This is a genomic window from Paracoccus sp. 228, from assembly GCF_000967825.1.
Classification (GTDB): domain Bacteria; phylum Pseudomonadota; class Alphaproteobacteria; order Rhodobacterales; family Rhodobacteraceae; genus Paracoccus; species Paracoccus marcusii.
Map to the genome: position 1 here is coordinate 417,700 of NZ_JYGY01000002.1, position 23,996 is coordinate 441,695.

General features: G+C 68.5%; 25 protein-coding genes and 2 pseudogenes. 7 read left to right on the top strand and 20 right to left on the bottom strand.

All coding sequences use genetic code 11. The features are described 5' to 3' along the window. The first annotated feature begins 112 nt into the window (after positions 1 to 112). Positions 113 to 241: a hypothetical protein gene (locus SY26_RS22025; RefSeq protein ID WP_045981737.1), complete on the top strand. Its 129-nt coding sequence runs from the start codon at positions 113 to 115 to the stop codon at positions 239 to 241. 162 nt (positions 242 to 403) lie between these two features. Here SY26_RS22025 and infB read toward each other — a convergent pair. The 7 genes and pseudogenes from infB to pip form a co-directional block, all read right to left on the bottom strand. Then, positions 404 to 2,347 (bottom strand): annotated as a pseudogene (infB, locus tag SY26_RS07325) (translation initiation factor IF-2); the annotation flags it as partial. A 140-nt stretch (positions 2,348 to 2,487) separates the two neighbouring features. After that, positions 2,488 to 2,959: pseudogene (locus tag SY26_RS22165) on the bottom strand (translation initiation factor IF-2 associated domain-containing protein); the annotation flags it as partial. An 8-nt stretch (positions 2,960 to 2,967) separates the two neighbouring features. Then, entirely contained in the window at positions 2,968 to 3,591 is a 624-nt protein-coding gene (locus SY26_RS07330) for an RNA-binding protein (RefSeq protein WP_045981736.1), read from the bottom strand. Positions 3,592 to 3,613: 22 nt separating this feature from the next. Next, the gene (gene nusA / locus SY26_RS07335) at positions 3,614 to 5,239 is read right to left on the bottom strand and encodes a transcription termination factor NusA (protein WP_045981735.1); all 1,626 of its coding nucleotides are present in this window, start codon (positions 5,237 to 5,239) and stop codon (positions 3,614 to 3,616) included. A 3-nt stretch (positions 5,240 to 5,242) separates the two neighbouring features. Next, the gene (gene rimP, locus SY26_RS07340; protein ID WP_045999958.1) at positions 5,243 to 5,875 is read right to left on the bottom strand and encodes a ribosome maturation factor RimP; all 633 of its coding nucleotides are present in this window, start codon (positions 5,873 to 5,875) and stop codon (positions 5,243 to 5,245) included. Between the two features lie 130 nt (positions 5,876 to 6,005). Beyond that, positions 6,006 to 6,470 carry a TspO/MBR family protein gene (locus tag SY26_RS07345; RefSeq protein ID WP_369799408.1) on the bottom strand — a complete coding sequence of 155 codons (465 nt, stop codon included), beginning with the start codon at positions 6,468 to 6,470 and terminating at the stop codon, positions 6,006 to 6,008. Next, positions 6,467 to 7,459: a prolyl aminopeptidase gene (pip, locus tag SY26_RS07350; RefSeq protein WP_045999959.1), complete on the bottom strand. Its 993-nt coding sequence runs from the start codon at positions 7,457 to 7,459 to the stop codon at positions 6,467 to 6,469. The genes SY26_RS07345 and pip overlap by 4 nt, the downstream gene beginning before the upstream one ends. Positions 7,460 to 7,510: 51 nt before the next feature. On the opposite strand from pip, the gene ubiG reads away from it, so the two are divergent. Beyond that, positions 7,511 to 8,251: a bifunctional 2-polyprenyl-6-hydroxyphenol methylase/3-demethylubiquinol 3-O-methyltransferase UbiG gene (gene ubiG, locus SY26_RS07355; RefSeq protein WP_045999960.1), complete on the top strand. Its 741-nt coding sequence runs from the start codon at positions 7,511 to 7,513 to the stop codon at positions 8,249 to 8,251. A gap of 4 nt (positions 8,252 to 8,255) precedes the next feature. On the opposite strand, the gene SY26_RS07360 is transcribed toward ubiG, so the two are convergent. From SY26_RS07360 to SY26_RS07375, 4 genes are read right to left on the bottom strand one after another with little or no spacing between them, the layout of a single operon-like run. Beyond that, positions 8,256 to 8,744, bottom strand: coding sequence for a MarR family winged helix-turn-helix transcriptional regulator (locus SY26_RS07360; protein ID WP_045981366.1), 489 nt, complete (start codon positions 8,742 to 8,744; stop codon positions 8,256 to 8,258). After that, positions 8,719 to 9,588, bottom strand: a complete 870-nt coding sequence (locus SY26_RS07365; RefSeq protein ID WP_139599322.1) for a carbon-nitrogen hydrolase family protein — start codon at positions 9,586 to 9,588, stop codon at positions 8,719 to 8,721. The genes SY26_RS07360 and SY26_RS07365 overlap by 26 nt, the downstream gene beginning before the upstream one ends. Before the next feature lie 8 nt (positions 9,589 to 9,596). Next, on the bottom strand, positions 9,597 to 9,854 hold the full coding sequence (gene grxC, locus SY26_RS07370) for a glutaredoxin 3 (RefSeq protein WP_045981364.1): 258 nt from the start codon (positions 9,852 to 9,854) through the stop codon (positions 9,597 to 9,599). A gap of 29 nt (positions 9,855 to 9,883) precedes the next feature. Then, a complete protein-coding gene (locus SY26_RS07375) occupies positions 9,884 to 10,618 on the bottom strand; it encodes a ComF family protein (RefSeq protein ID WP_045999962.1) in 735 nt (244 codons plus the stop codon). Between the two features lie 31 nt (positions 10,619 to 10,649). Here SY26_RS07375 and SY26_RS07380 point away from each other — a divergent pair, with 31 nt between their 5' ends. The 3 genes from SY26_RS07380 (at position 10,650) to SY26_RS07390 (ending at position 13,116) form a co-directional block, all read left to right on the top strand. Beyond that, positions 10,650 to 11,474 carry an SAM-dependent methyltransferase gene (locus SY26_RS07380; protein ID WP_045999963.1) on the top strand — a complete coding sequence of 275 codons (825 nt, stop codon included), beginning with the start codon at positions 10,650 to 10,652 and terminating at the stop codon, positions 11,472 to 11,474. Then, positions 11,471 to 12,511, top strand: a complete 1,041-nt coding sequence (hemH, locus tag SY26_RS07385) for a ferrochelatase (RefSeq protein WP_045999964.1) — start codon at positions 11,471 to 11,473, stop codon at positions 12,509 to 12,511. The genes SY26_RS07380 and hemH overlap by 4 nt, the downstream gene beginning before the upstream one ends. 89 nt (positions 12,512 to 12,600) lie before the next feature. Beyond that, complete coding sequence (locus SY26_RS07390) at positions 12,601 to 13,116, top strand: CAP domain-containing protein (protein WP_045999965.1); 516 nt, start codon at positions 12,601 to 12,603, stop codon at positions 13,114 to 13,116. A gap of 42 nt (positions 13,117 to 13,158) precedes the next feature. Here SY26_RS07390 and SY26_RS07395 read toward each other — a convergent pair whose 3' ends face one another. From SY26_RS07395 to SY26_RS07420, 6 genes are all read right to left on the bottom strand, one after another. Continuing rightward, positions 13,159 to 13,680: a murein L,D-transpeptidase family protein gene (locus SY26_RS07395; RefSeq protein WP_045981359.1), complete on the bottom strand. Its 522-nt coding sequence runs from the start codon at positions 13,678 to 13,680 to the stop codon at positions 13,159 to 13,161. A gap of 64 nt (positions 13,681 to 13,744) precedes the next feature. Beyond that, positions 13,745 to 14,968, bottom strand: a complete 1,224-nt coding sequence (locus SY26_RS07400; protein ID WP_045999966.1) for a class I SAM-dependent RNA methyltransferase — start codon at positions 14,966 to 14,968, stop codon at positions 13,745 to 13,747. After that, positions 14,965 to 16,809: an ABC transporter ATP-binding protein gene (locus tag SY26_RS07405; protein ID WP_045999967.1), complete on the bottom strand. Its 1,845-nt coding sequence runs from the start codon at positions 16,807 to 16,809 to the stop codon at positions 14,965 to 14,967. The genes SY26_RS07400 and SY26_RS07405 overlap by 4 nt, the downstream gene beginning before the upstream one ends. Next, positions 16,806 to 17,951, bottom strand: coding sequence for a CCA tRNA nucleotidyltransferase (locus SY26_RS07410; protein ID WP_052715188.1), 1,146 nt, complete (start codon positions 17,949 to 17,951; stop codon positions 16,806 to 16,808). The genes SY26_RS07405 and SY26_RS07410 overlap by 4 nt, the downstream gene beginning before the upstream one ends. Further along, the gene (locus tag SY26_RS07415; RefSeq protein WP_198143122.1) at positions 17,948 to 18,532 is read right to left on the bottom strand and encodes a CoA pyrophosphatase; all 585 of its coding nucleotides are present in this window, start codon (positions 18,530 to 18,532) and stop codon (positions 17,948 to 17,950) included. Before SY26_RS07415 ends, SY26_RS07410 begins: the two co-directional genes overlap by 4 nt. Then, positions 18,529 to 19,557 carry an Hsp33 family molecular chaperone HslO gene (locus SY26_RS07420; protein WP_045999968.1) on the bottom strand — a complete coding sequence of 343 codons (1,029 nt, stop codon included), beginning with the start codon at positions 19,555 to 19,557 and terminating at the stop codon, positions 18,529 to 18,531. Before SY26_RS07420 ends, SY26_RS07415 begins: the two co-directional genes overlap by 4 nt. 153 nt (positions 19,558 to 19,710) lie before the next feature. Here SY26_RS07420 and SY26_RS07425 point away from each other — a divergent pair, with 153 nt between their 5' ends. Then, positions 19,711 to 20,154, top strand: a complete 444-nt coding sequence (locus SY26_RS07425) for an NUDIX domain-containing protein (RefSeq protein ID WP_045999969.1) — start codon at positions 19,711 to 19,713, stop codon at positions 20,152 to 20,154. Here SY26_RS07425 and SY26_RS07430 read toward each other — a convergent pair. Then, positions 20,151 to 21,437, bottom strand: a complete 1,287-nt coding sequence (locus SY26_RS07430) for a PP2C family protein-serine/threonine phosphatase (RefSeq protein WP_045999970.1) — start codon at positions 21,435 to 21,437, stop codon at positions 20,151 to 20,153. The two genes, SY26_RS07425 and SY26_RS07430, sit on opposite strands and share 4 nt — an antisense overlap. Positions 21,438 to 21,559: 122 nt before the next feature. Here SY26_RS07430 and SY26_RS07435 point away from each other — a divergent pair, with 122 nt between their 5' ends. Beyond that, a complete protein-coding gene (locus tag SY26_RS07435) occupies positions 21,560 to 21,919 on the top strand; it encodes a hypothetical protein (protein WP_045999971.1) in 360 nt (119 codons plus the stop codon). Here the strand turns inward: SY26_RS07435 and ilvA are convergent, their stop codons facing one another. Both ilvA and SY26_RS07445 read right to left on the bottom strand, forming a co-directional pair. Further along, positions 21,920 to 23,161, bottom strand: a complete 1,242-nt coding sequence (gene ilvA, locus SY26_RS07440) for a threonine ammonia-lyase IlvA (protein WP_045983339.1) — start codon at positions 23,159 to 23,161, stop codon at positions 21,920 to 21,922. A 38-nt stretch (positions 23,162 to 23,199) separates the two neighbouring features. Continuing rightward, positions 23,200 to 23,928 (bottom strand): hypothetical protein, encoded by a 729-nt coding sequence (locus tag SY26_RS07445; RefSeq protein ID WP_045999972.1) that lies wholly within the window; start codon positions 23,926 to 23,928, stop codon positions 23,200 to 23,202. Positions 23,929 to 23,996: the final 68 nt, after the last annotated feature.

The following is a 23,996-nucleotide window of genomic DNA, read 5'->3' on the forward strand; positions in this document are numbered from 1 at the left end:
TTTGAGTGATCCGATTGCATTGTTGCTGAAAAAAGTCGTAGATGATCAAGTTGCGAACGATTTTTTAACCATTTCATGACTAACTTTGTTTAGGGCACAGAGGAGGCTTGACATGATTCGCACTATTTCCGTCGGCAGCTACATCTCGATCCAGGGTCTTTTCGAGGGCTCGACTGCGGATGGGAACATCCTGGTCCGCGTCGGCAACCGTACTTTCGAGGGCAAGCCGGTCGGCCACTGACCGTTCCGGCGCACGGGGGAGCGTGGCGCCAAGGGAACCGCATGAACACCAAGGGGGTGATCCGAAAGGGTCACCCCCTTTTCCGTTCCATCGTGCCGGACCCTGGAACGCAAAAAGCCGGGCGATCGTATCGCCCGGCTTTCGCATGTCGCAGACGGTCGCTTACAGCGAGCGTTCGACCTCTTCGCGTTCGAAGATCTCGATGACATCGCCGGGACGGATGTCGTCATAGTTCTCGAAGGCCATGCCGCATTCCTGACCGGACTGCACTTCCTTGACCTCGTCCTTGAAGCGCTTGAGCGTCTTCAGCGTGCCTTCGTGGATCACCACGTTGTCGCGCAGCAGGCGCACGCCGGCCGAACGACGGGCCACGCCCTCGGTCACCAGACAGCCGGCGACGTTGCCGACGCCCGTGACGCGGAACACTTCCTTGATGGTCGCGTAACCGATGAAGTTCTCGCGAATCTCGTTGGACAGCATGCCCGAAGCGGCGGCCTTGATGTCGTCCAGCAGGTTGTAGATGATCGAGTAGTAGCGGATCTCGACACCCTTCTGGTTCGCGGCGTTGCGTGCCGGAGCGTTGGCCCGGACGTTGAAGCCGATGACCGGAGCGCCCGACGCCTCGGCCAGGCCGATGTCGGATTCGGTGATCGCACCCACGCCGTAATGCAGCACGCGCACGCGGACCTCGTCGTTGCCGACCTTTTCCAGGGCCTGCACGATGGCCTCGGCCGAACCCTGCACGTCGGCCTTGAGGACGACAGCCAGTTCGGACACGTTCACGTCCGCCTTGGCCTTGGCCATCATCTGCTCCAGCGTGGTCGCGGCACCGGCTGCGGCGCGTTTGTCCTTGGTCTGCTGGGCGCGGAACTCGGCGATCTCGCGGGCCTGCGCTTCGGTCTCGACCACGTTCAGCACGTCTCCGGCCTCGGGGGTACCGTTCAGACCCAGAACCTCGACCGGGACGGACGGGCCGGCTTCCTCGACGCGGTCGCCCTTGTCGTTGATCAGGGCGCGGACCTTGCCCCACTGCTCGCCCACGACGAAGATGTCGCCGCGGCGCAGGGTGCCGTGCTGGACCAGGACGGTGGCGACAGGGCCGCGTCCGACATCCAGCTGCGCCTCGATGACCGCGCCCTGTGCGGCACGGTTCGGGTTGGCGCGCAGCTCCAGCAGTTCGGCCTGAAGCGCGATGGCCTCCAGCAGGTTGTCCAGGCCCAGGCCGGTCTTGGCCGAGACCTCGACATCCTGCACGTCGCCCGACATGGCCTCGACGACCACCTCGTGCTGCAGCAGGTCGGTACGGACCTTCTGCGGGTCAGCCTCGTGCTTGTCGATCTTGTTGATCGCCACGATCATTGGCACGTTGGCGGCCTTGGCGTGGTTGATCGCCTCGACGGTCTGGGGCATCACGGCGTCATCCGCCGCGACCACCAGCACCACGATATCCGTCACGTTCGCGCCACGGGCACGCATCGAGGTAAAGGCCGCGTGGCCCGGCGTGTCCAGGAAGGACAGGACGGCGCCACTGTCGGTCGTCACCTGATAGGCGCCGATATGCTGCGTGATGCCGCCGGCTTCGCCCGAAACGACGGAGGCCTTGCGGATCGCGTCCAGAAGCGAGGTCTTGCCGTGGTCGACATGGCCCATGATCGTGATGATCGGCGGGCGAGGCTGCATGTCCTCGTCACGATCGACCGTGGGGGCGATGACCTGCTCCACATCGCTGTCGCTGACGCGCAGGACCTTGTGGCCGAATTCCTCAATCACCAGCTCGGCGGTGTCGGCGTCGATGGGCTGGTTGGCGGTAACCATCATGCCCATCTTCATCAGCGCCTTGACCACGTCGGCGGCGCGTTCGGTCATGCGGTTGGCCAGCTCCTGGACCACGATGGTCTCGGGCAGGCGCACTTCGCGGAACTGCTTTTCGGGACGGGCGGATTGGCCCATCGCCTTCTGGCGGGTGCGTTCCTGCTTGCGCTTCATCGCGGCCATGCTGCGCTGGCGGCCGCCTTCGCCGTTCAGCGCCTGGTTCAGCGACAGCTTGCCGCCGCGACGGTTGTCGTCGGTTGTCTTGGCCTTGGCGGTCTTGTCGCGGTCCGTGCGCTCGACGCGGTCGGTCTTGCGGGCCACGCCGGTCGTGACGCCCTTGGTCTCGGCGCGCGAGGCGGCAGCCTCGATCGCGGCCTGATCGGGGGCGGTGGGCTTGGTCGCACCGGCCGAAGGCTTGGGACGCTCCTGGCGCGGCTCGGCCTTGCGGCGGGCCTCGTCGGCGGCATCCTGCGCGGCCTGGGCCTCGGCCAGGGCCTTGGCCTTGAGGGCCTCCTCGCGCTCGCGCTCCTCGCGGGCCTTGGCCTCGATCTCGGCGCGGCGGCGCTCGCGCTCCTCCTCGCGGGCCTTCTCGTCGGCCAGGCGCTTGGCGGCGTCATCGGCCTCGCGTGCCTTGGCGGCGGCAAGGGCCTTCAGGCGGCGCTCCATCTCGGCATCGGAGATGCCTGCGGGGCGCTTGGAGCTGTCGCCGGCCACGCGGGCGGTCAGCGGGTTCTTTTCTTTCTGCGCATCCGTCATCGGCGCGGCTGCCTTGGGCACCACGACGCGCTTGCGCTTGGTTTCGACGACGACGCTTTTGGTGCGACCGTGGCTGAAGCTTTGCTTGACTGCGCCGGGGCGATTACCGCCACCAAGGCCCAAGGGGGTTTTTCCGTCTTTGTCGCTCATCTGCGTCTTCATTCCTTCCCGACAGCCGTATTGCCGTCGTCATGCCCGCGCAGACCCGTTAGTCTGCCGGCTTCCAAGATCACCTTGTCCGTCAGGCCACCCTTCGCAAGCGCGCCGTGTATGACATGACTGCGCCCAAAGGACAAACCCAATTCTGATGCGGTCAGGCAGCCGAACCAGCGTCCGCCGGTGGGCGTCCACAGCTTGCCCTTGCCGCGGTCCGACCCGTCGCTGGCCTGAAGCAGCACCTTGGCGCGACCTTCGGCCAGCCAGCCCTTGACCTTTTCGAACCCCGCCACCGCGCGGCCCGATTTCCGCGTCAGCGACACCAGTTCGACCAGCCGGCGGGCGATGCCCGCCTCGACCAGGTCGGCCAGGTCGGGGGCCGCCTGGACCGGAGCCTTGGCGGCACGAGAGAACAACCCCTTGGTCACCGCCTTGTTCAGGGCCGCCTTGTCGGCGGCGACCCAGATGCCGCGACCGGGCAGCTTTTCCGCCAGGTCGGGCACGACCTGCCCGTCGGGACCGATCACGAAACGGATCAGGCCCCGCTTGGGTTGCACCTCGCCGGTGGCGATGCACCGGCGTTCCGGGTCGTCGTCCCGGTCCTTGTCATGTCCACCACGGCTCAATCTGTGCTCCGATCCGGGGCGATCAGGCCCCGGCCTCCTCGTTGTCGTCATCGTCCTGCAGGTCGTCTTCCGCATCCGTGTCGTCCAGCTCGGTCGGATCGACCCAGCCCAGCATCACGCGCGCGGTCATGACCATGGTCTGCGCATCTTCCAGCGTCACGCCATAGGGTTCCAGCAGGCCTTCGTCCTTGACGCGGGCGCCGTTGACGGTGGTCCAGCCACCGGCCAGCTCCCAGTCGGCGCAGGTCGCGAAATCTTCCAGCGTCTTGACGTCGTCCTTGGCCAGCGCCTCTACCATCTGGGGTGTCAGACCCTCGAATTCAATGAGGCTGTCCTCGGCGCCCAAGGCGCGCGCGGCATCCAGGGCGGCCTTGTTCTTGGCCTCCAGCACGTCGCGGGCGCGGGCTTGCAGCTCGGCTGCGGTGCCCTCGTCGACCCCGTCGATCGTCAGCAGCTCGTCCTGGTCGACATAGGCGACCTCCTCAAGGTTGGTGAACCCTTCGGCCACCAGCAGCTGGGCGAAGAACTCGTCCAGGTCCAGCTGTTCCATGAACAGCGCGGTGCGGGTGTTGAACTCTGCCTGACGACGCTTGGATTCCTCCTCGTCGGTCAGGATGTCGATGTCCAGGCCGGTCAGCTGGCTGGCCAGGCGCACGTTCTGGCCGCGACGGCCGATGGCCAGCGACAGCTGCTCGTCGGGAACGACGACCTCGATCTTGTTGGCCTCCTCGTCGAAGACGACCTTGCTGACCTCGGCGGGCTGCAGCGCGTTGACCAGGAAGGTCGCCTGGTCCTCGTTCCACGGGATGATGTCGATCTTTTCGCCCTGCAGTTCACCGACGACGGCCTGCACGCGGCTGCCGCGCATGCCGACGCAGGCGCCGACCGGGTCGATGCTGCCGTCATGGCTGATCACGGCGATCTTGGCGCGCGAACCGGGGTCGCGGGCGACGGCCTTGATCTCGATCACGCCGTCATAGATCTCGGGGACTTCCATCTTGAACAGTTCGGCCATGAACTGCGGGTCGGTGCGCGACAGGAAGATCTGCGGCCCGCGCGTCTCGCGGCGCACGTCCTTGATATAGGCGCGGATGCGGTCGTTCGGACGATAGCTTTCGCGGCCGATCTTCTCGTTGCGGCGCAGGATCGCCTCTCCGCGGCCGACGTCGACGATGATGTTGCCGTATTCCTCGCGCTTGACGACACCGTTGATGATGCTGCCGGCGCGATCCTTGAATTCCTCGTACTGGCGGTCGCGCTCGGCCTCGCGGACGCGCTGCAGGATCACCTGCTTGGCGGATTGCGCGGCGATGCGGCCCAGTTCGACCGGGGGGACCTGGTCGATGATCTCGTCGCCGATCTGGGGGTTGTCCAGATAGGGCTTGGCCTGCTCGACCGTCAGTTCGGCCTGATAGTTCTCGACGGCATCGTCGGCCACGACCGTGCGCACGCGCGTGAAGGTCGCGTTGCCGGTGCGGCGGTCGATCTTGACGCGGATGTCCATCTCCGCGCCGTAGCGGGACTTGGCGGCGCGGGCCAGGCTGTCTTCCATCGCTTCGATGACCAGCTCGGGCTCGATCATCTTCTCGCGGGCGACGGCTTCGGCCGTCTGCAGCAGTTCAAGCTGGTTGGCAGAGGTGATGGCCATCACTCACTCCTTGGGTTGCACGGCGGTCGCGCCGTCATCATCGGTTTCGATCTCGTCGAAGGCGGTTTCGTCCAGGTTGTCGATCTCGACCCCGGCTTCCTTCTTCTGACGCAGCATTTCCTTGATCAGCTCGTCCGTCAGGACCAGCTTGGCGTCCGACAGCAGGTCGAAGTCCAGCCCGATCGTGTGGGTCTGGCCCTTGTCCTCGATGTTGATCAGCACCTCGGTGCCCTCGACGCCCGCCAGGACGCCCTTGAACTTCTTGCGCCCGTCGATCGCCTGGTTCAGGTCCAGCCGCGCCTCATAGCCCTCGAATGTCCCAAAGTCCTTCAGGCGGGTCAGGGGACGGTCGATGCCGGGGCTGGACACCTCGAGGTGATAGTTGTCCTCGATCGGGTCCTCGACATCCAGCGTGGCGCTGACCGCGGTCGAGATCTGGGCGCAGTCGTCCACGTTGATGCCGCCCTCGGGGCGGTCGGCCATGATCTGCAGCGTGGCGGTCTTGCCGCCCTGCAGGCGGACGCGCACCAGCTCGTATCCCAGATCCTCGATCACCGGGGTGATGATCTCGGCCAGGCGGCGGTCGATCGCGGTCTTGGCGATCAGGTCGTTCGTGACGGGCAGATCGTCGGACATCAGATCCTCTTGGACAGGAAAAAGGGGCCGTCAGCGGGCCCCATGCGGAAGTTCCGGTGGGCAGGGTTTGGACGCCTGCACCGCTGTTGATCGGTCCTATAGCCGGAGACGGGTGCGAATGCAAGCGATCTTAGGCGGCGGGTCGCGGCACGGCGGGGTTGTCGCGCCAGATGCGCCAGTTCAGTCCCGACGCGACGCACAGCCACGCCAGATAGGGCAGCAGCATCGCCCCCGCGGTCCGGTCCAGCGACCAGAAAGTTACCGTCATGGCCGCGACCGTCACCAGCAGCGTGGCGATGATCGCCATGCCCAGGGCCATCCGCCGCGCCCCAAAGAAGACCGGCGTCCACAGCGTGTTCAGTGCGATCTGCGCCGCCCACAGGGCCAGCGCGGCCCCGGCGCCGGGCAGGCCCGCCACCCGCGTCGCCGCCGTGGCCGACAGCAGGTAGATGATCGTCCAGGCCACGGGAAAGGCCCACTTCGGCGGGGTAAAGCCGGGCTTGCGCAGCCCGTCATACCACGCGCCGGGCTTGAAGATGACGCCGGTCGCGGCGGCGGCGACGCTGGCCAGCAGGAAGACCGGGAACAGGATCAACGGGGCGCCCTCCGGCTGCGGTCTTCGTCGCGGATGCCGTCCATGACGGCGGCCAGCTCTGCGGTGATGCGGGGTTCGGAGAGGGCGTGGCCCGACGCCGGGACCAGACGCAGTTCGGCCCGGTCCCACCCCTGGGCCAGCCGGTGCGCGCTGACGGGGGGGCAGACCATGTCATAGCGGCCCTGGACGATGATCGCGGGCAGGTGCTCGATCCGCCCGCGGTCGCGCAGCAGCTGCCCCTCGTCCAGGAAGCAGCCGTTGCTGAAATAGTGATTCTCCAGCCGGGCAAAGGCGCGGGCGTAATCGGCGGGGGCATGGCCCGCGGCCTGCGACTGCAGCCCCGCCAGCGCGTTTTCCCACATCAGCCAGGGCTGCGCGAATCGCGCCTGACGGCCCAGGTCGTCGTCGAACAGCCGCCGGTGATAGGCGCCGATCATGTCCTGGCGTTCGGATGGGGGGATCGGCTCCTGAAAGCGCTCCCACAGGTCGGGAAAGAACCGCGCGGCGCCCCCGCCATAGAACCAGTCCAGTTCGGACCGCATCCCCAGGAACACCCCGCGCAGCACCAGCCCGGTGACATGGTCCGGATGCGCCTGCGCATAGGCCAGGGCCAGCGTCGCCCCCCAGCTGCCGCCGAACAGCAGCCAGCGGTCGATGCCAAGGCGCGCGCGGATCAGGGCGATGTCGTCGATCAGATGCGCGGTGGTGTTGGCCCGCACCGACGCGGTGGGCCGCGACCGCCCGCAGCCGCGCTGATCGAACAGCACCACGCGGTAATGCGCCGGGTCGAAAAAGCGCCGCATATAGGGGCTGCACCCACCGCCCGGCCCGCCATGCAGCACCAGAACGGGCCGGCCCTGCGGGTTGCCGCATTCCTCGGCGTACAGGATGTGGCCGTCGCCCACGTCGATCTCGTGGCGGGCAAAGGGTTCGACCGCCGGGTGAAGGCGGCCATGTGACGCGGAGATTTGTCCTGCCAATCGGTCCATCCTGCCACTATAAGCACAGACAACGCCGCCCGCCAGAAGGACCGCCCCCCAATGACCACGCCCAGCAGCATCGACCAGGCCGAGATCGCGAAATTCGAGGCGATGGCCGCCGAATGGTGGGACCCCAACGGCAAGTTCCGCCCCCTGCATCTGATGAATCCGCTGCGGCTGGACTATATCCGCGACCAGATCGCGGCCGAATACGGGCGCGACCGGCGCAGCCTGCGGCCCTTCGCGGGGCTGCGGGTCCTGGACATCGGCTGCGGCGGCGGGCTGGCCAGCGAACCGATGGCGCGCTTGGGCGCAAATGTGGTGGGCGCGGATGCGACCCAGGTGAACATCGCCGTGGCCCAGACCCATGCCGATCAGCAGGGGCTGGCGATCGATTACCGCGCCACCACGGCCGAGGCGCTGGTCGCGGCGGGCGAACGCTTTGACGCGGTCCTGGCGCTGGAGATCGTCGAACATGTCGCCGACCCCGCGGCCTTCGTCGCGACCTGCCACGACCTGCTGCGCCCCGGCGGGCTGCTGATCCTGTCGACGCTGAACCGGACCGCGCGCAGCTTCGGCGCGGCGATCATCGGGGCGGAATGGATCATGCGCTGGCTGCCGCGCGGTACGCATGACTGGGCGCGCTTCATCACCCCGGACGAATTGGCCGCCCATGCGCAGGCGGCGGGGCTGATGGTCGCGGATCGCAAGGGGATGGTGTTCAACCCGATCACCTTCGGCTGGTCGATGTCGGATCGCGACCTGGCGGTGAACTACATCATGACGGCGCGTCGGGCCTGAGGCCTCAGGGCTTGGGCGGGTCGGCCTCCAGCCGCAGGCGCAGCTCGCGCAGGACGGGCAGGGCGCCGCGCACCCGGTCCGCGCCGATGTCGCGCACCACGCCCGCGATCAGCGGCATGAAGCCCGCGATGGCCTGATCGCGCGCGGCCCGGCCCGCCGTGCTGATCGACACGAACTTGCGCCGTGCATCGTCCCAATCGGGGCGGATGTGCACATGGCCCGCCCATTCCAGCCGCGCCAGCGTGTTGGTCATCGCGCCCCGCGTGATGTGAAACGCCGCCGCCAGCTGGGCGGGGGTGCGTTCCTCGTTCACGTGGGCCAAAAGATTCAGCACCGAAAAATGCGAAATCTGCATCCCCTTGGGCAGCGCCTTGCCGATCAGGTTGCGCGACAGCTGGTCGGCGATCAGCACCTCGGCGAACAGGCTTGCGGCCAATCGGTCGGTGGACCGGGCCTCGGCGGCTTTGTCAGGGTTGGGCGCAGGTGTCGTCATGGCCTTCCGGGGCCGCAAAGGGCCTGTCGTGATACAGCGAGGGAATGCGAGACCGTGCCTCATCCACCGCCGAAAGGTCAAGGGATACAATGGTGATGCCGGGGTCGTCCCCGCCATCCGCCAGCACCCGGCCCCAGGGGTCGACGACCAGCGAATGGCCGTGGCTGCGCCGGGCGGGGCGGTCCGGGCTGTGGGGCGCGGGGTGGGTGCCGCATTGCGCGGGCGCCAGCACGAAGCACCCGGTCTCGATCGCGCGAGCGCGCAGCAGCGGCTCCCAATGGGCGACCCCCGTGACGGGGTTGAAGGCCGACGGCACCGTCAGGATGCGCGCGCCCGCCTGCGCCAGCGACCGGTACAGGTGCGGAAAGCGCAGGTCATAGCAGACCGTCATGCCCAGCACCGTCCCGGCCGCGGGTGCCGTGACCGCCCGGTCGCCGGGGCGATAGGCAGCGCTTTCGCGATAGGCTTCGGTGTCGCTGATGGTCACGTCGAACATGTGCAGCTTGTCATAGCGGGCCGCGACCGTCCCGTCGGGGGCGATCAGCAGGCTGCGGTTCGCAAACCGCCCGTCCGCGTCGCCGCTGGCCAGGGCCAGCGATCCGACCAGCAGCCAGATGTCCAGCGCCCGCGCCTCGGCCCGCAGGGCGGCCAGGGTCGCGTCCTGATCCTCGGGGCGCAGCAGGGCGGCCTGACGCGCGCGGTCGGGGGACAGCAGGTTCGTCGCCTCGGGCGTCAGGACCAGCCGCGCGCCCCGGCCCGCGGCCTTGCGGATCAGGGCGATCGTGGGGCCAAGATTCGCGACCGGGTCGTCGCCGACCGTCAGCTGGATCAGCCCGACGGTCAGCGCGCCCATCAGGCGGCGCCCTTGAGCAGCGGGTCCAGCTTGCCCGACCGCTCCAGCGCATAGAGGTCGTCGCAGCCGCCGACATGCGTGGTGCCCACGAAGATCTGCGGCACGCTGCGCTTGCCCGCGCGCTTCGTCATCTTGTCGCGAAGCGCCGGGTCGGCGCCGACGTCGATTTCCGTATAGGACGCGCCCTTCTGGTCCAGAAGCTGCTTGGCGCGGATGCAGAAGGGGCAGGTGCGGGTGGTATAGATCTCAATGCTCATGGCGGTCCTTTTTGGTGGCTGCCCCCTATCTAGTGATCCTTGACCGCGCGTGCCAGCACCGCCACCGAAACCGGTCCCGATCCCGCCGCCAGCAGCGCCAGTGCCGCTGCGTGGATCGTGGCCCCCGACGCCATCACGTCGTCGACCAGGATCACCGGCCGCCCCGCCACGCCCGCCGCGCGACGCGGATGCACGGCCAGGGCGTCCTGCTGGTTGGCATAGCGGTCGGCCACGCCGCGATGGTCCTGCGCCTGCGTGTGGCGCACCCGCACCAGCAGGTCGGCCTGGTGATCCAGCCCCAGGGCGCGCGCCACCCGGCCCGACACCTGCGCGGACTGGTTGTACTTGCGTTTTGCCAGGCGGCGCAGGTGCAGGGGCACCGGGGCCACGATCATGCCGGGCATCGCCAATGGTGCCGCCGCCCGCGCCAGCCACGCGGCCATGGGCGGGGCCAGGTCCAGCCGGTCGCCATGCTTCAGCGCCAGGATCAGCCTGCGCGCGGTGCCGCCATAGACCATCGCCGCGCGCCCCCGCGTCCAGGGCCGCACCGTGCCCAGGCAGTCGTCGCAGACCAGCACGGTGTCCACGCCCGACCCGTCATCGGGCAGCGGCGCCCCGCAGCAATCGCAGCAGGCGCCGGTGATGAAGGCAGCCTCGGGCCAGCAGTCGGCGCACAGATGCACGGCCCCCGCGCCCCCGTCGGCCACGCCCGCGCCGCAGGACAGGCATTGGGGGGGATAGAACAGCCGCAGCGCGGCTTTCATCGCCCCCGAAAGCACCTTATGTTCCCGTCCCATGAGTGACCCCAGACCCGCCCTGACCGACCGCATCGCCCTGACCCGCCAGCGCCGCCGCGCCCAACGGGACGGCATGGTCGACCTATTCCACCAGATCGCCGCCGACGAGATCCACGATAGGCTGGCCGAGGTTAACAGAACCTTTACGGCCCCCGCCCTGGTGACCGGTTTTCCCGACATCTGGGGCCCGCGCTTTCCTGATGCGCGGGTGGTGGCGGACGACCCGGTGCTGGACCTGGAACCCGGCGCGCATGACCTGGTGATCCACGCCCTGTCGCTGCATTGGGCGGACGATCCGGTCGGGCAGATGGTGCAGTGCCGCCGCGCCCTGCGCGAGGACGGGCTGTTCATCGGCGTCCTGTTCGGCGGCCAGACCCTGTCCGAAGCCCGCGCCGCCCTGGCCCAGGCCGAGGCCGAGATCACCGGTGGTTTGTCGCCCCGAATCCTGCCCATGGGAGAGATCCGCGACCTGGGCGGCCTGCTGGCCCGTGCGGGACTGGCGTTGCCGGTGGCCGACCTGCTGCCGCAGCGCGCCAGCTATCGCGACCTGTTCCACCTGGGCCGCGACCTGCGTGCGATGGGCGAGGGCAACGCGATGGCCGCGCGCCTGCGCCGGCCCACCCCGCGCACCGTGCTGGCCCGCGCCGCCGATCTGCTGGCCGCCCACAGTCCCGACCGCGACGATCCGTCCCGTGTCGCGGTCACCTTCGATCTGGTCTTTCTGACGGGCTGGGCGCCCTCGGACAGCCAGCCAAAGCCCTTGCGCCCCGGATCGGCCACCACCTCGCTGGCCGATGCGCTGACAAAACTCAGGAAGTCATGATGAGACCCACCCACGCGCCTGCCGACCATCCCGCGGTCAAGCCCGCCAAGACCGGCATCCTGATCGCCAATCTGGGCACGCCGGACGGCTATGACTACTGGTCGATGCGCCGCTATCTGAACGAGTTCCTGTCCGACCGCCGCGTCGTCGACGTGAACCGCCTGATCTGGCAGCCGCTGCTGCAGGGGGTGATCCTGACCAAGCGGCCGTTCAGTTCCGGCAAGAACTACAAGCTGATCTGGAACCACGAGGCGAACGAAAGCCCGCTGCTGACCATCACCAAGGCCCAGACCCGCGCGCTGGCGCAGATGGCGCATGACGAATGGGGCGATCAGGTGATGGTCGATTTCTGCATGCGCTATGGCAATCCGTCGACCGGGGACGTGGTGCGACGGATGGTCGATGCGGGCTGTCGGCGGATCGTGTTCCTGCCGCTTTATCCGCAATATGCGGGGCCGACCTCGGCCACGGCCAACGACCAGCTGTTCCGCGTCCTGATGAAGGAGACCTGGCAGCCCGCCGTGCGCACGGTCGAGCCCTATGTGAACCGCCCCGACTACATCAAGGCGCTGGCCGACAGCGTGCGCCGCGCGCTGGACGGCAAGGTGCCCAAGAAGCTGGTCGCCAGCTATCACGGCATGCCCAAGCGCTATCTGATGCAGGGCGATCCCTATCACTGCCAGTGCCAGAAGACGTCGCGCCTGCTGCGCGAGGAGTTGGGCTGGCCCGAGGGGATCATCGACACGACCTTCCAGTCGGTCTTCGGCCGCGAGGAGTGGCTGCGCCCCTATACGGTGGAGCATGTGGCCGAACTGGCCAAGCAGGGCCATACCGACATCGCGGTGATCTCTCCGGCGTTCTCGTCGGACTGCATCGAGACGCTGGAGGAGATCAACGGCGAGATCAAGGAGGCCTTCGAGGAGGCCGGGGGGCACGAATTCCAGTACATCCCCTGCCTGAACGACGACCCCGCCCATATCCGCGTCATGTTGGAGGTGGTGCGCGAGAACATCGGCGGCTGGGTGCAGCCGCGGTGAGCGTCGGCGCGTTCACGCCAAGTTGGGTTTGATCCGGTGCGAGGCATTGGATAGGACTAGGCCATGTGCGCGAGGAGAGTGGCCGGAACATGAAGAAAATCAACGCGCTTGCGATTCTGGGCCTGATCGTGCTTGGTGCGTGCGGCCCGCGCAATCTGGCGCCTGCGCCGATGGCCATGCCCATGGACCCGGCCGCGGCGGCGGCGCCGGTGGTCGACGACAACGCGGCCATCGCGGGGCGCGTGCTGCAGCAGATCAACACGCTGCGCGGCAACATCGGCCTGTCCCCGCTGCAGCCCAGCCCTGCGCTGGAGGCGGCGTCGCTGGTCCATTCGCGCGACATGTCGGCCCAGAACCGGGCCTGGCACTGGGGGTCGGACGGATCGTCGCCCCTAGACCGGGCGCAGCGTCAGGGGTTCGGCGGAGAGATCATCGGCGAGAATATCTCGGAGACCTACGAGAACGAGATCGAGACGCTGGCCGCATGGATGTCCACGCGCGACACCCGCGACGTGATCATGGACCCGACCGCGACGCAACTGGGCTTTGCCTGGTTCAAGGAGCCGTCGGGCAAGGTCTGGTGGACGCTGCTGACCGGACGCTAGGCCTCGGGCGGCCCCCATGCGGGGCCGCATCGGTCGCGGGGGTCAGGGATAGATGACGACCGGCGTGCCGGGCATCAGCATCGCATAGATTTCCTGGATTTCCTCGTCGGTGACGGCGATGCAGCCGGCCGTCCAGTCGCGCTGGCGGGGGAACAGGTTGTTGCCCTGAGGGCCGCGGCCGTGGATAAAGATGTCGCCGCCCGGATCCATGCCGTACTGCTCGGCGAAGGCGCGGTCGTTGGGGTTCGGATACGAGATGCCCACCGACAGGTGGAACGCGCTGCGCGGGTTGAAGCGGTCGATGTAATAGACGCCTTCGGGGGTCTTGCCGTCGCCCGAGAACTGCTTGTGCCCCACCGGCTGGTTGCCCAGGCTGATGTCATAGGACCGGACCGGCGTGCTGCCGCTGAACAGGTGCATGCGACGCTGACCCTTGTTCACCTGCACCTGGGTGATCGGCGGCCCGGAATAGCGCTGGAACTTGCTGGGTTGCTGCGGCTTTCCACAGGCAGCCAGCAGGGCCAGCATCGAAATCGTGAACGTCCGACGGGTGGTTCTGATCATCACTGCCTCTGAAGCGTTTTTGATTTTTTATGGGCCCGGAATATCACGGATACACCATGCCTGCCTAGCGGTGCGTTAACGCCGCCACCAGTTCGACATGCGGGGAAAACCGGAACTGGTCGACCACCCACAGCCGATCGATGCCATAGCCGGCATCGGCCAGAATCCGCGCATCCTTGGCAAAACTGACCGGGTCGCAGGACACGGCCGCCACCACCGGGACGCGAGCGGCGGCGATCTGACGCATCTGCGCCTCGGCCCCGGCGCGGGGCGGGTCGATCACGATCGCGTCAAACGGGGCCAGTTCATCGGGCATCAGCGGCCTGCGGGCCAGATCGCGGACCTCGGTCGTGACACGGTTCAGGCCCGGCGTGGCCCGCCACGCCGAATCAAGGGCGGACAGGGGTGCGGCCAGCCCCTCAACCGCATGGACAGAGGCCCGTTCCGCCAAAGGCAGCGTGAAGGTCCCGCAGCCCGCGAAAAGATCGGCGACCTTCGACGCGCCCGCCACGGTGTCGCGCACCGCAGCCAGCAGTGCGGCCTCGCCCTGGGCGGTGGCCTGAAGGAAGGCACCGGGCGGGGGGACGACATGCGCGCGCCCCATCGGCAGGGCGGGCGCGCGGCGGGTGATGGCCTGGCCATCCCAGTCCAGCCGCGCCAGATCGCCCTCATCCGCGAGGGCGGCCAGGGCCTGGAACAGCGCAGGGTCCATCGGCTTGCCGCCACGCACGGCGATGTCCAGCCCGGCCGGTCCATGGATGACGACCAGCGACAGTTCCGCCGCGCGCGACGCCCCGGCAATGACGATGCGGCGCAGCAGCGGCAGCGCGGCCAGGATCTGCGGGCGCAGCACGTGGCATTCGGTCAGATCGACGATCACGTCGGATGCGCGGCCATGAAACCCCACGGTCGCGCCCTTCTTCGTGCGCCGCCCCGACAGCACGGCCCTGCGGCGGCTGTTTGGCGCCGACACGTGGACCTGCGGCAAAGGCGCCGCAATCCCCTGGGCCGCCAGCGCGGTCTGCACGACCTGGGTCTTCCAGGCGGTGGTGAAGGCGTCGGTCGCGTGCATCAGCGAACAGCCCCCGCAGGCGCGGTAATGGCCGCAGACGGGGCGGATGCGGTCCGGGGACGGGGTGACGATGCGCGGGGCGGCGATGCGGCCGTCTAGGGCCTCGCCCTCGACGACCTCTCCAGGCAGGACCAGGGGGGCCAGCGCGCGGGCGTTGCCCGACAGGGCCACGCCGTCGCCCTTGCGGCCAAGCCGCTCGATCGTCCATTGGGTCATTCGGCAGCCTCTTCGGTGCCCAGGAATCCGCCCGACTGGCGGTTCCAGTAGCGGGCATAGCGGCCGTCGCGGGCCAACAGCTCGTCATGACCGCCCTGTTCGACGATGCGCCCGTCCTCGATCACCAGGATGCGGTCCAGTTCGGCGATGGTGGACAGTCGGTGCGCGATGGCCAGCACGGTCTTGCCGCGCATGGCGCGGGTCAGGGCATCCTGGACCTGGGCCTCGACCTCGCTGTCCAGCGCACTGGTCGCCTCGTCCAGGACCAGGATCGGCGCGTCCTTGAGGAAGGCGCGGGCCAGGGCGATGCGCTGGCGCTGGCCGCCCGACAGCTTGACGCCGCGTTCGCCCAGATAGGCGTCGTACCCGGTGCGGCCCGCGTAATCCTCCAGCGTCAGGATAAAGTCGTGTGCCTCGGCGGCCTTGGCGGCGGCCACGACCTCGTCCTGCGTCGCGTCGGGGCGACCGTACAGGATGTTGTCGCGGGCGGATCGGTTGAACATGGCGGTGTCCTGGGTGACCATCGCCACCTGGCGGCGCAGGCTTTCCTGGGTCACATCGCGCAGGTCGTGGCCGTCGATGCGGATGGTGCCCCGTTCAACGTCGTAGAGCCGCAGCAGCAGACCGACCAGCGTCGTCTTGCCCGCGCCGGACGCGCCGACGATGCCGATCTTCTCTCCGGCCGGGATGGTCAGGGTCAGGTCGCGGATGCCGCCCGCGTCGCGGCCATAGGCGAATTCGACATGGTCGAACTCGATCCGGCCCTGCACGCGCGACAGGGTCCGGGCACCGGGGCGGTCGGTCAGGGCATGGGGCGGGGACAGGGTCTTCATCCCGTCCTCGACCTCTCCGATGCTGCCCCACATGCCCATCAGGGCCATGCTGACCCACCCGGTCATCTGCGACAGGCGCATGGCGATGGCACCGCTGGCGGCGACATCGCCCACGGTCGCGGTGCCGTCGCGCCATAGCAGGATCGCGCCGCCGACCAAAATCACCGGCAGGATCCCCGCCACGACCATCAGCGACAGCCGGAACCAGGTAGAGACGACGCCGAAATCCAGCGCGCGTTCGCGGAACCCGGCCATCGCGCCCAGGGCGGCCTGATCCTCGTGGTCGGCATGGGCGAACAGCTTGACCGTCTTGATGTTGGTGATGGTGTCGACGACCTGTCCGGTGACATTGGCCCGCGCCGATGCGCGTGCGCCCGATTTCGCACGGATGCGCGGAAGGAAGAACCGGATCAGCGCGAAATAGGCCGCCAGCCAGACCAGCAGCGCCACCGCGCCCCAGCCATCGACGGCCAGCAGGAAGGCCGCCGATCCCAGCACGGATGCCAGGGCGAATGCGACGACGTTCACCATTTCGGATGCGACATCGGTCACCGCGCGCGCGGTCTGCATCTGCTTTTGCGCCAGCCGCCCGGCAAAGTCGTTGTCGAAGAAGGTGACCGCATGTCCCATCGTCCATCGGTGCAGGCGCGACAGCACCAACGGCAGGATGTTCGGCCCGATGATCACGTTCGAGCTGGCCGTGGACAGGCCATAGATCGCCGGCCGCACCACCAGGAAGAACCCCGCGAACAGCGCGACCAGGCCCCAGTTCTGGTCCCAGAAGACGCCGGGCGCGCTGGTCGTGACCGCATCGACGACCATCCCCAGCAGCAGCGCCGAGACGACATCCGCCACCCCGCCCAGGGCGGAGGCGATGGCGGCAAAGCCCAGCCCCGGCCAGGCGCCCGACAGGCACCAGCGGAAGAAGGCCATCAGTGTGGCGGGCGGCGCGCCCTCGGCCGGGCGAAAGGCGTCGACCATGCGGCCGAAGCGGGTGTGCAGGCTCATTCGTCGTCCTTCCCGGCCAGGCGGGCCGCGTCGATCAGGGCAGGGGCGGGCAGGGTGAAGGCCGACGCGATCCACGCCTCCTCCGCGGCCTTCAGCGCCCGTCCCAAGGCAGGCCCCTGTAGCGGGGCCAGGTCGGCGGCGGCCACGGGCAGGGGGGACCGGGTCGCCCGCGTGATGCGGGCCTGCCAGTCGGGGGGCAGCGGGTGGCCGTCGGCGGCCATCAGGGCGGCATGGTCGGTTGCGGCATCCGCGCCCAGGTGCCATGCCGCGCGGTCCAGTGACCAGCCGCGCGCCCGGTCAAGCGCCGCCAGCGCGCGCTGATCGGCGCGCGACAGGCGCAGGTCGGGCTGGACCGGGCCAAGCGCCGCCAGACGGCGCAGCCAGCCGCCGGGCGCGGGTTCGGCGTCCAGCAGCGCCTGCAGGCGCGCGGCATCGGCACCGGGCAGCAACTGATGCAGCACCCCCGTCCGGTCCATCAGCGCGACCGCCGGGCCGGGGTCGGGCGCGTCCAGCAGTTTCTTGAGTTCCGCCCCGATGCGTTCGCGGGCGATGCGCGACAGGCCGTCGCGATGCGCGCCGCAGGCGGCGACGGCGGCCGGGTCGGCATTTTGCCCATAGCGGGCCAGGAAACGGAAGAAGCGCAGAATGCGCAGGTAATCCTCGGTGATCCGCGCGTGGGCGTCGCCGACAAAGCGCAGGCGACGCGCGGCCAGATCGGGCAGGCCGCCCATCGGATCGATCACCACCCCGTCGCGGCCTGCGTAAAGCGCGTTGATCGTGAAATCGCGCCGCGCCGCGTCCTGGGCCAGATCGGTCGAGAACGCGACCACGGCATGACGACCATCGGTGGCGACGTCCCGGCGAAAGGTCGTAACCTCGAACCCGCGCCCGCCGGCGATCAACGTCACGGTGCCGTGGTCGATGCCCGTGGGCACCGCGCGCAGGCCGGCAGCCCGCGCCAGCCGGGTCACCCGGTCGGGCAATGCGTCGGTCGCGATGTCGATGTCGTCGATGGGTTGGCCCAACAGCGCATTGCGCACCGCGCCGCCCACCAGATAGGCGTGATCGCCCTCTGCCTGCAGCGCGTCCAGCACCCGGATCAGGGCGGCATCCTCCAGCACATGCGCGGGCAATTGGGTCATAGGCGCCGCGCCAGTCCCAGCAGGATGCGCGCGGTCGCGCCCCACAGGTAATAGGGCCCGAACGGCGCCGCGTGATAGCTGCGCCAGCCGCCGCGCCAGCGCCGGCGTTCGACGCGATAGCGGGCGGGGTCGGCGACATGCGCAAAGGGCAGGTCGAACGCCTCCTGCACCTCTCCGGCCTCGGGGACGGGGGCGAAGGGGCCGTCGATCACGGCCAAAACCGGGGTCACGGAAAAGCCTGTGACGGTGCGGTGCGGCGGCAGGCAGCCCAGCACGCGCACCTGGGCGGGGTCCAGGCCGATCTCCTCGCGCGCCTCGCGCAGGGCGGCGGCGACGGCATCGGCGTCGCCCGGATCGACCTTGCCGCCGGGCAGGGCGATCTGGCCGGGGTGGTGGCGCAGCCCCGACGCGCGCTTGGTCAGGACCAGGCGCCCGTCATCGGCGCGAAACGCCGCCAGCACCCCCGCCGGGCGCAGGGGCGCGTCCGGCGGGGGTGCTTCGGGGTTCAGGTCATAGTCAGAGCTGGGGTCCGCCGCGCGACGCAGGGCGTCGCGCAGGCGGGATTCGGACCACTCCGTCACTCGGCCGCCTTGTCGCTGTCGCTGTCGGGCAGGGGGTTGCCGTCGGCATCCACCGTCGCCTCGAAGCCCAGGCTTTGCGGGTCGAAGACGTAATGCGCGCCGCAGAACTGGCAATCGGCGGTCACGGTCCCCTCCGGGGTGGTCATGTGCCCGATGTCCTTGGCCGAATAGATCGACAGCGTGCCCCGCACCCGGTCGGCGTCGCAGGAACAGCCGAACTCCACGCGGTGCGCGTCAAAGACCCGCGGCGTCTCCTCGTGGAACAGGCGCAGCAGCAGGTCGGTCGGGCCGACGGTGGGGCCTATCAGCTCCAGAGTCTCGACCGTGTCCAGCAGGATGTTGGCCCGGCTCCAATCCTCGGACTCCGCGCCCTGCAAGATGTCGGCCGCCTCGATCAGCCCGCCCTCGCCGCTGCCGCCCTCGGTCGGCTGCGCCGGATTGCCGGGCAAAGTCTGCAGCATCATGCCGCCGGCGCGCCACTGCGCGTCCTGACCGGACAGGCGCGACTGGCCCGATGCCAGCTGGAACCGCGTCGGCAGCTGTTCGGATTGCGCGAAATAGGTCTGCGCGCAGGCCGACAGCGACCCGCCCGTCAGCGGCGTGATGCCCTGATAGGGGGTGCTGCCCGGTCCCTGGTCGATCAGGATGGCGAAATAGCCCTCGCCGATCTGCTCGAAGGGGGCGCGGGCATCCAGGCGATCGGGGTCGAAACTGGCCCAGGCCCGGATGCGGGCGGGCTTCCCATCGCCCTCGGGGGCGAAGTAGTCGGCGGCCAGCGTGCGGATCGCGCCGTTGCCGCGCACCTGCAGGCTCAGCTTCCAGCGCAGCTTGACGGTCGGGCCGATCAGCGCGGTCAGCAGCGCGATCTCGGCGACCATGGCGCTGACGGCGGGCGGATAGTCGTGGCGCGACAGGATATGGTCCAAGACCCCGTCCAGACGTACCACGCGGCCCCGGATGGAGCTGCGGTCAAGTTGAAAGGGCAGTACGGTGTCGTCCCAGGCGATCTGGTTGATCTTGCTCATGATTGATCCTTGAGGTGGTGTCGGCGCCGACATTGCGCGCCCGGTTGCGCCCAATATAAGGCATTTTCCGCCGATCCCAAGGGGGCCCGGGCACGCCGCTTTCCGCCGCGCCCCGGCCGGGCTATCACGGGCGGGCAATCAGACAGGTGCCCCATGATCCCGCGTTTCGGACAACCGCCGCTGACCGGACCCCGCTATCGCCGCAGGCCCGGCGCCTATGCGATCCTGTGGCGCGACGGGCGCATCCTGCTGACGCATCAGCAGGCGCCCGAACCCGAATTCCAGCTGCCCGGCGGCGGCATCGACCCCGGAGAGCATGCCCTGGCGGCCCTGCACCGCGAGGTGGCCGAGGAGACCGGCTGGACCATCGGCGCGCCGCGCTATCTGGGCAGCTATCGGCGGTTCTGCTTCATGCCCGATTACGACATGCACGCCGAAAAGCGCTGTCAGATCTGGGTGGCACGGCCGATCAGCCGCCTGTCGCCGCCGACCGAACCGGGACACAGTGCGCATTGGATGACGCCCGCGCAGGCGATGGACGCGCTGGCCGATCCAGGGTCGCGTGCGGCGCTGTCGGGGTGGCTGGCGGGACGCTAGCCGTCGTCCAGGCGGATGACCTTGCCCGTGCCACGAAACTCGACCAGCACCGCGGACATGTCGTCCTGCCGTTCGCCGCGGCAATATTCCGACACCGACCAGGCCATCGATTCCAGGAAGGAGTGGCCGTTCAGAAAGGCGTTGGTGCGCATCACCGCCTCAAGCCCGTCATTGCCCAGCTGGCGGCCGTTGGGGGTCGTGGCCTCGGTGATGCCGTCGGATGCGATCAGCAGACGGTCGCCGGGACCAAGGGTGATGTCGATCTCGTCGAAGAGCGGGCTTTCGAAGACGCCGATCGGCATGCCGCCCGCGCCCAGATGCGTCACCGTGCCGTCGGCCCGTTGCAGCGCGGGGTGGGGGTGCCCCGCCTGGACCATGCGCAGATGCCCGGTCATGTGGTTCAGCTCGGCATAGATCATGGTGAAGTAGGTGTCGGTGTTCATCTCCTCCAGCATCATCGTGTTGAAGAAATGTGCCAGCGCCGCCGGCCCCCCCGCATCCGCCCCGCCGAGCGCGCCGCGCAGCGCGATGTTCTGGTCGGACGACCCCGACAGGTGCACCGACAGCTGCGCCGTCAGCAGTGCCGCGGTCACGCCATGCCCCGATACGTCCAGCGCATAGAGGCCAAGCCTGTCGTCGCCGATGGGAAAGAACCCCACCAGGTCGCCGCCGATATGGCCCGCCGGGCGCAACAGCAGGCTGATCTCGATCTGGCCGAACCGCCCGGAGCGTTCGCGCACCAGCCCCTGCTGCAGCTTGCGCGCCTCGCGCAGGTCGCGTTCCATCGCGGCCTGGGTCTCGGACAGCTGCGACAGGGCCTGGCGCAGTTGGGTGTTGCTGGCGCGCAGCTCCTCCTCGATGCGCAGGATGCGCTCGCCGGCGGCAAGGCGCGCCAACAGTTCCTGGGGTGCCACGGGCTTGGTCAGGAAATCGTCGGCACCGGCCTGCAAGCCCTCGGTGATGGCATGGGCGTCGGCATTCGATGTCAGCAGCACGAAGTAGCCATAGTTCGGGCGCGACAACTGGCGGAACGCGGCGCAGAACTGCAGGCCGGTCATCTCGGGCATCACCCAGTCCGACAGCACAAGGTCCGGAGCCAGCCTTTCGCACAACTGCAGCGCCTCGGCCCCGTTGGCCGCCTCGATCACGTCATAGCCGCCGCGTTTCAGCAGCCGCGCCAGCAGCCGGCGTTGCGCGGCGCTGTCATCGACCAGCAGCACCAGCCGCTTCTGCTTGGGCGGTGCCGTGTCGGAGAGGGGAGAGGGGCGATTCGCGGCTGTCATGGGACCATGCATAGCGTGCCGGTCGTAAATTTCGGGTAAACCGCCCCGTTTCCCGCGGTTAAACTTTTCGCAACGCGGCCGCGCTAGACAAGGGCATGTCAGCGATTCGAAGGGTTTGGGGAATGATCGATTGGAACCGCGTGATCGAGCTGCGCGACGAGCTTGGCCCCGAGGAGCTTTTGCCCATCATCGACATGATCCTGGTCGAGATCGAGGCGCATCTGTTCGCGCTGGACAGCCGTACCCTGCACCTGGCCGAGGACCTGCACCTGCTGCGCGGCCTGGCGCTGAACATCGGCTTCACCGAGTTCTGCGCCCAGTGCCTGCGCGCCGAACAGCAGCTGGCCCGCGGCGACCAGACGGCCCTGGCCCCCGCGGCGCTGCGCGCCAGCTTCGGCCATACAAAGCAGCTGTTCCTGCGCGATCTGCCGCATGTGATGGACGGCGACCAGGGCGGCCAGGCCGCCGCCCGCGCGTCGTGATCAGACCAGCAGTTCCGACAGGATGCCGTCGTTCGTGATGTCGCGATAGGCAAAGCCTGACCGGTCCAGCCGCGCCATCAGCGTGATCAGGTTGGCCGGGTCCGACGTCTCGATCCCGATCAGCACCGAACCGAAGTTGCGGGCGGATTTCTTGAGGTATTCGAACCGCGCGATGTCGTCGTTCGGTCCCAGCAGGTCCAGGAAATCGCGCAGCGCGCCGGGGCGCTGCGGCATGCGCAGCACGAAATACTTCTTCACCCCCTGGAACCGCTGGGCCCGCTCCTTGACCTCGGGCAGGCGCTCAAAATCGAAATTGCCGCCCGAACAGACCGCGACGACGGTCTTGCCGGACAAGTCGCCCAGATCACCCAGCACGTCCAACGCCAGCGCGCCCGCGGGTTCCAGCACCACGCCTTCGGTGTTCAGCATCTCCAGCATGGTGCGGCAGATGCGGTCCTCGGGGGCCAGATAGACGTCGGCGGGGGTAAAGCGCTGCAGCGCCTCGAAGGGCAGGGCCCCGATGCGCGCGACCGCGGCACCGTCGACGAAGCTGTCCACCGCCGGCAGGGCCACGGGCGCCCCCTCCTGCAGTGCGGCCTTGAGGCTGGCGCCGCCCAGGGGTTCGGCAAAGGCAAAACGGGTGTCGGGCGCCTGGGTCGCCAGCAGCTTGGTGACGCCCGCTGACAGGCCGCCCCCACCCACGGGCAGCACGACCAGGTCGGGCGCGCGGCCAAGCTGCGCCAGCATCTCCATACCGACGGTGGCCTGCCCCTCGATCACGTCGGGGGCGTCGAAGGGCGACAGGAACTGCGCGCCCTGTTCGGCGCAGAAGGCCTGGGCCGCGGCCAGGGTCTGGTCGAAATAGTCGCCCTTCAGCACGATCTCGATCGCGTCTCCGCCGAACATGCGGGTCTTGTCGATCTTCTGTCCCGGCGTGGTGATCGGCATGAAGATCGTGCCGCGCGCGCCGAAATGGCGGCAGGCATAGGCCACGCCCTGGGCATGGTTCCCCGCACTGGCGCAGACGAAATGCCCGGGCGCGCCGGGCGTGACCTGCTTGCGCATTGCGTTGAACGCCCCGCGCAGCTTGTAGCTGCGCACGGGGGTCAGGTCCTCGCGCTTGAGCCAGATGTCGGCGCCGTATTTCGCCGACAGATGGTCGTTGCGTTGCAGGGGCGTAGGCTCGAACAGGTCGCGAAGCGCGGCCTCGGCCAGACGGACGGCGGCGACAAAGTTTTCCATGCCCCGCCCATGCCGCGAAACGGGCCTGTTGGCAAGGGTCAGCGCAGCGCGCGACCCTCGACGAAATGCCCCCAGAGCGTGGTGATGATCGACAGCGACAGCAGGGTGCCCAGCCAGGCAGCCAGAAGCGTGGCCACCAGCCCCACCAGACCGGGGATCTGCGACGCAAGGTTCAGAATGGTCTGCAGGATCTGGCTGAACACGGCCAGAAGGAGCAGGGTGCCCAGACAGGATTCCGTCCCCTTCCAGCCGGTCGTCAGCGGCTTTGCGGCGCCGATGGCCGCCCCGGCCAGCCCTGTTCCAAGGCGCAGGCCGATGATGGCCACCGCGATCCCGATGATCAGGCTGGCCAGCATGGTGACGTAGATGCTGCCGTTCAACGCCGAGGTCAGCGCCACGATGAGGATCATGGGCATGAAGACGATCAGCATGATGCCGAGGCTCATCCTGACCGCCGCCCAGAAATAGCGCGCCTCGGAACCTCCGAAGCTGCGAAAGACCTGCGGGCGTTCCCCCAGGAGGACGTGACGATGCCAGGATGCAGCCAGGCTGACGAAGGCCAGCACGAAGGTCGCGACGATCGCCACTGCCACCACTGCGACAATGATCCCGGGCGGATCGCCGACCGCTAGGGCCTGGTGCGCGGCCATCCCGATGCCGATGCCGAGGGCGGCCAGCAACAGCGGCAGAACCGACAGCGTCAGCGCCGCGCCCAGATTGCCGGTCAGCTGCAGAATGGAATGGCGGAGAAGGCGAAAGGCCAGCATCAAATCATTCGTTTGAAATGGCCCAGACCCTAATCGCCGCCGAACCCTTGTGACAACGCGCAAATCGC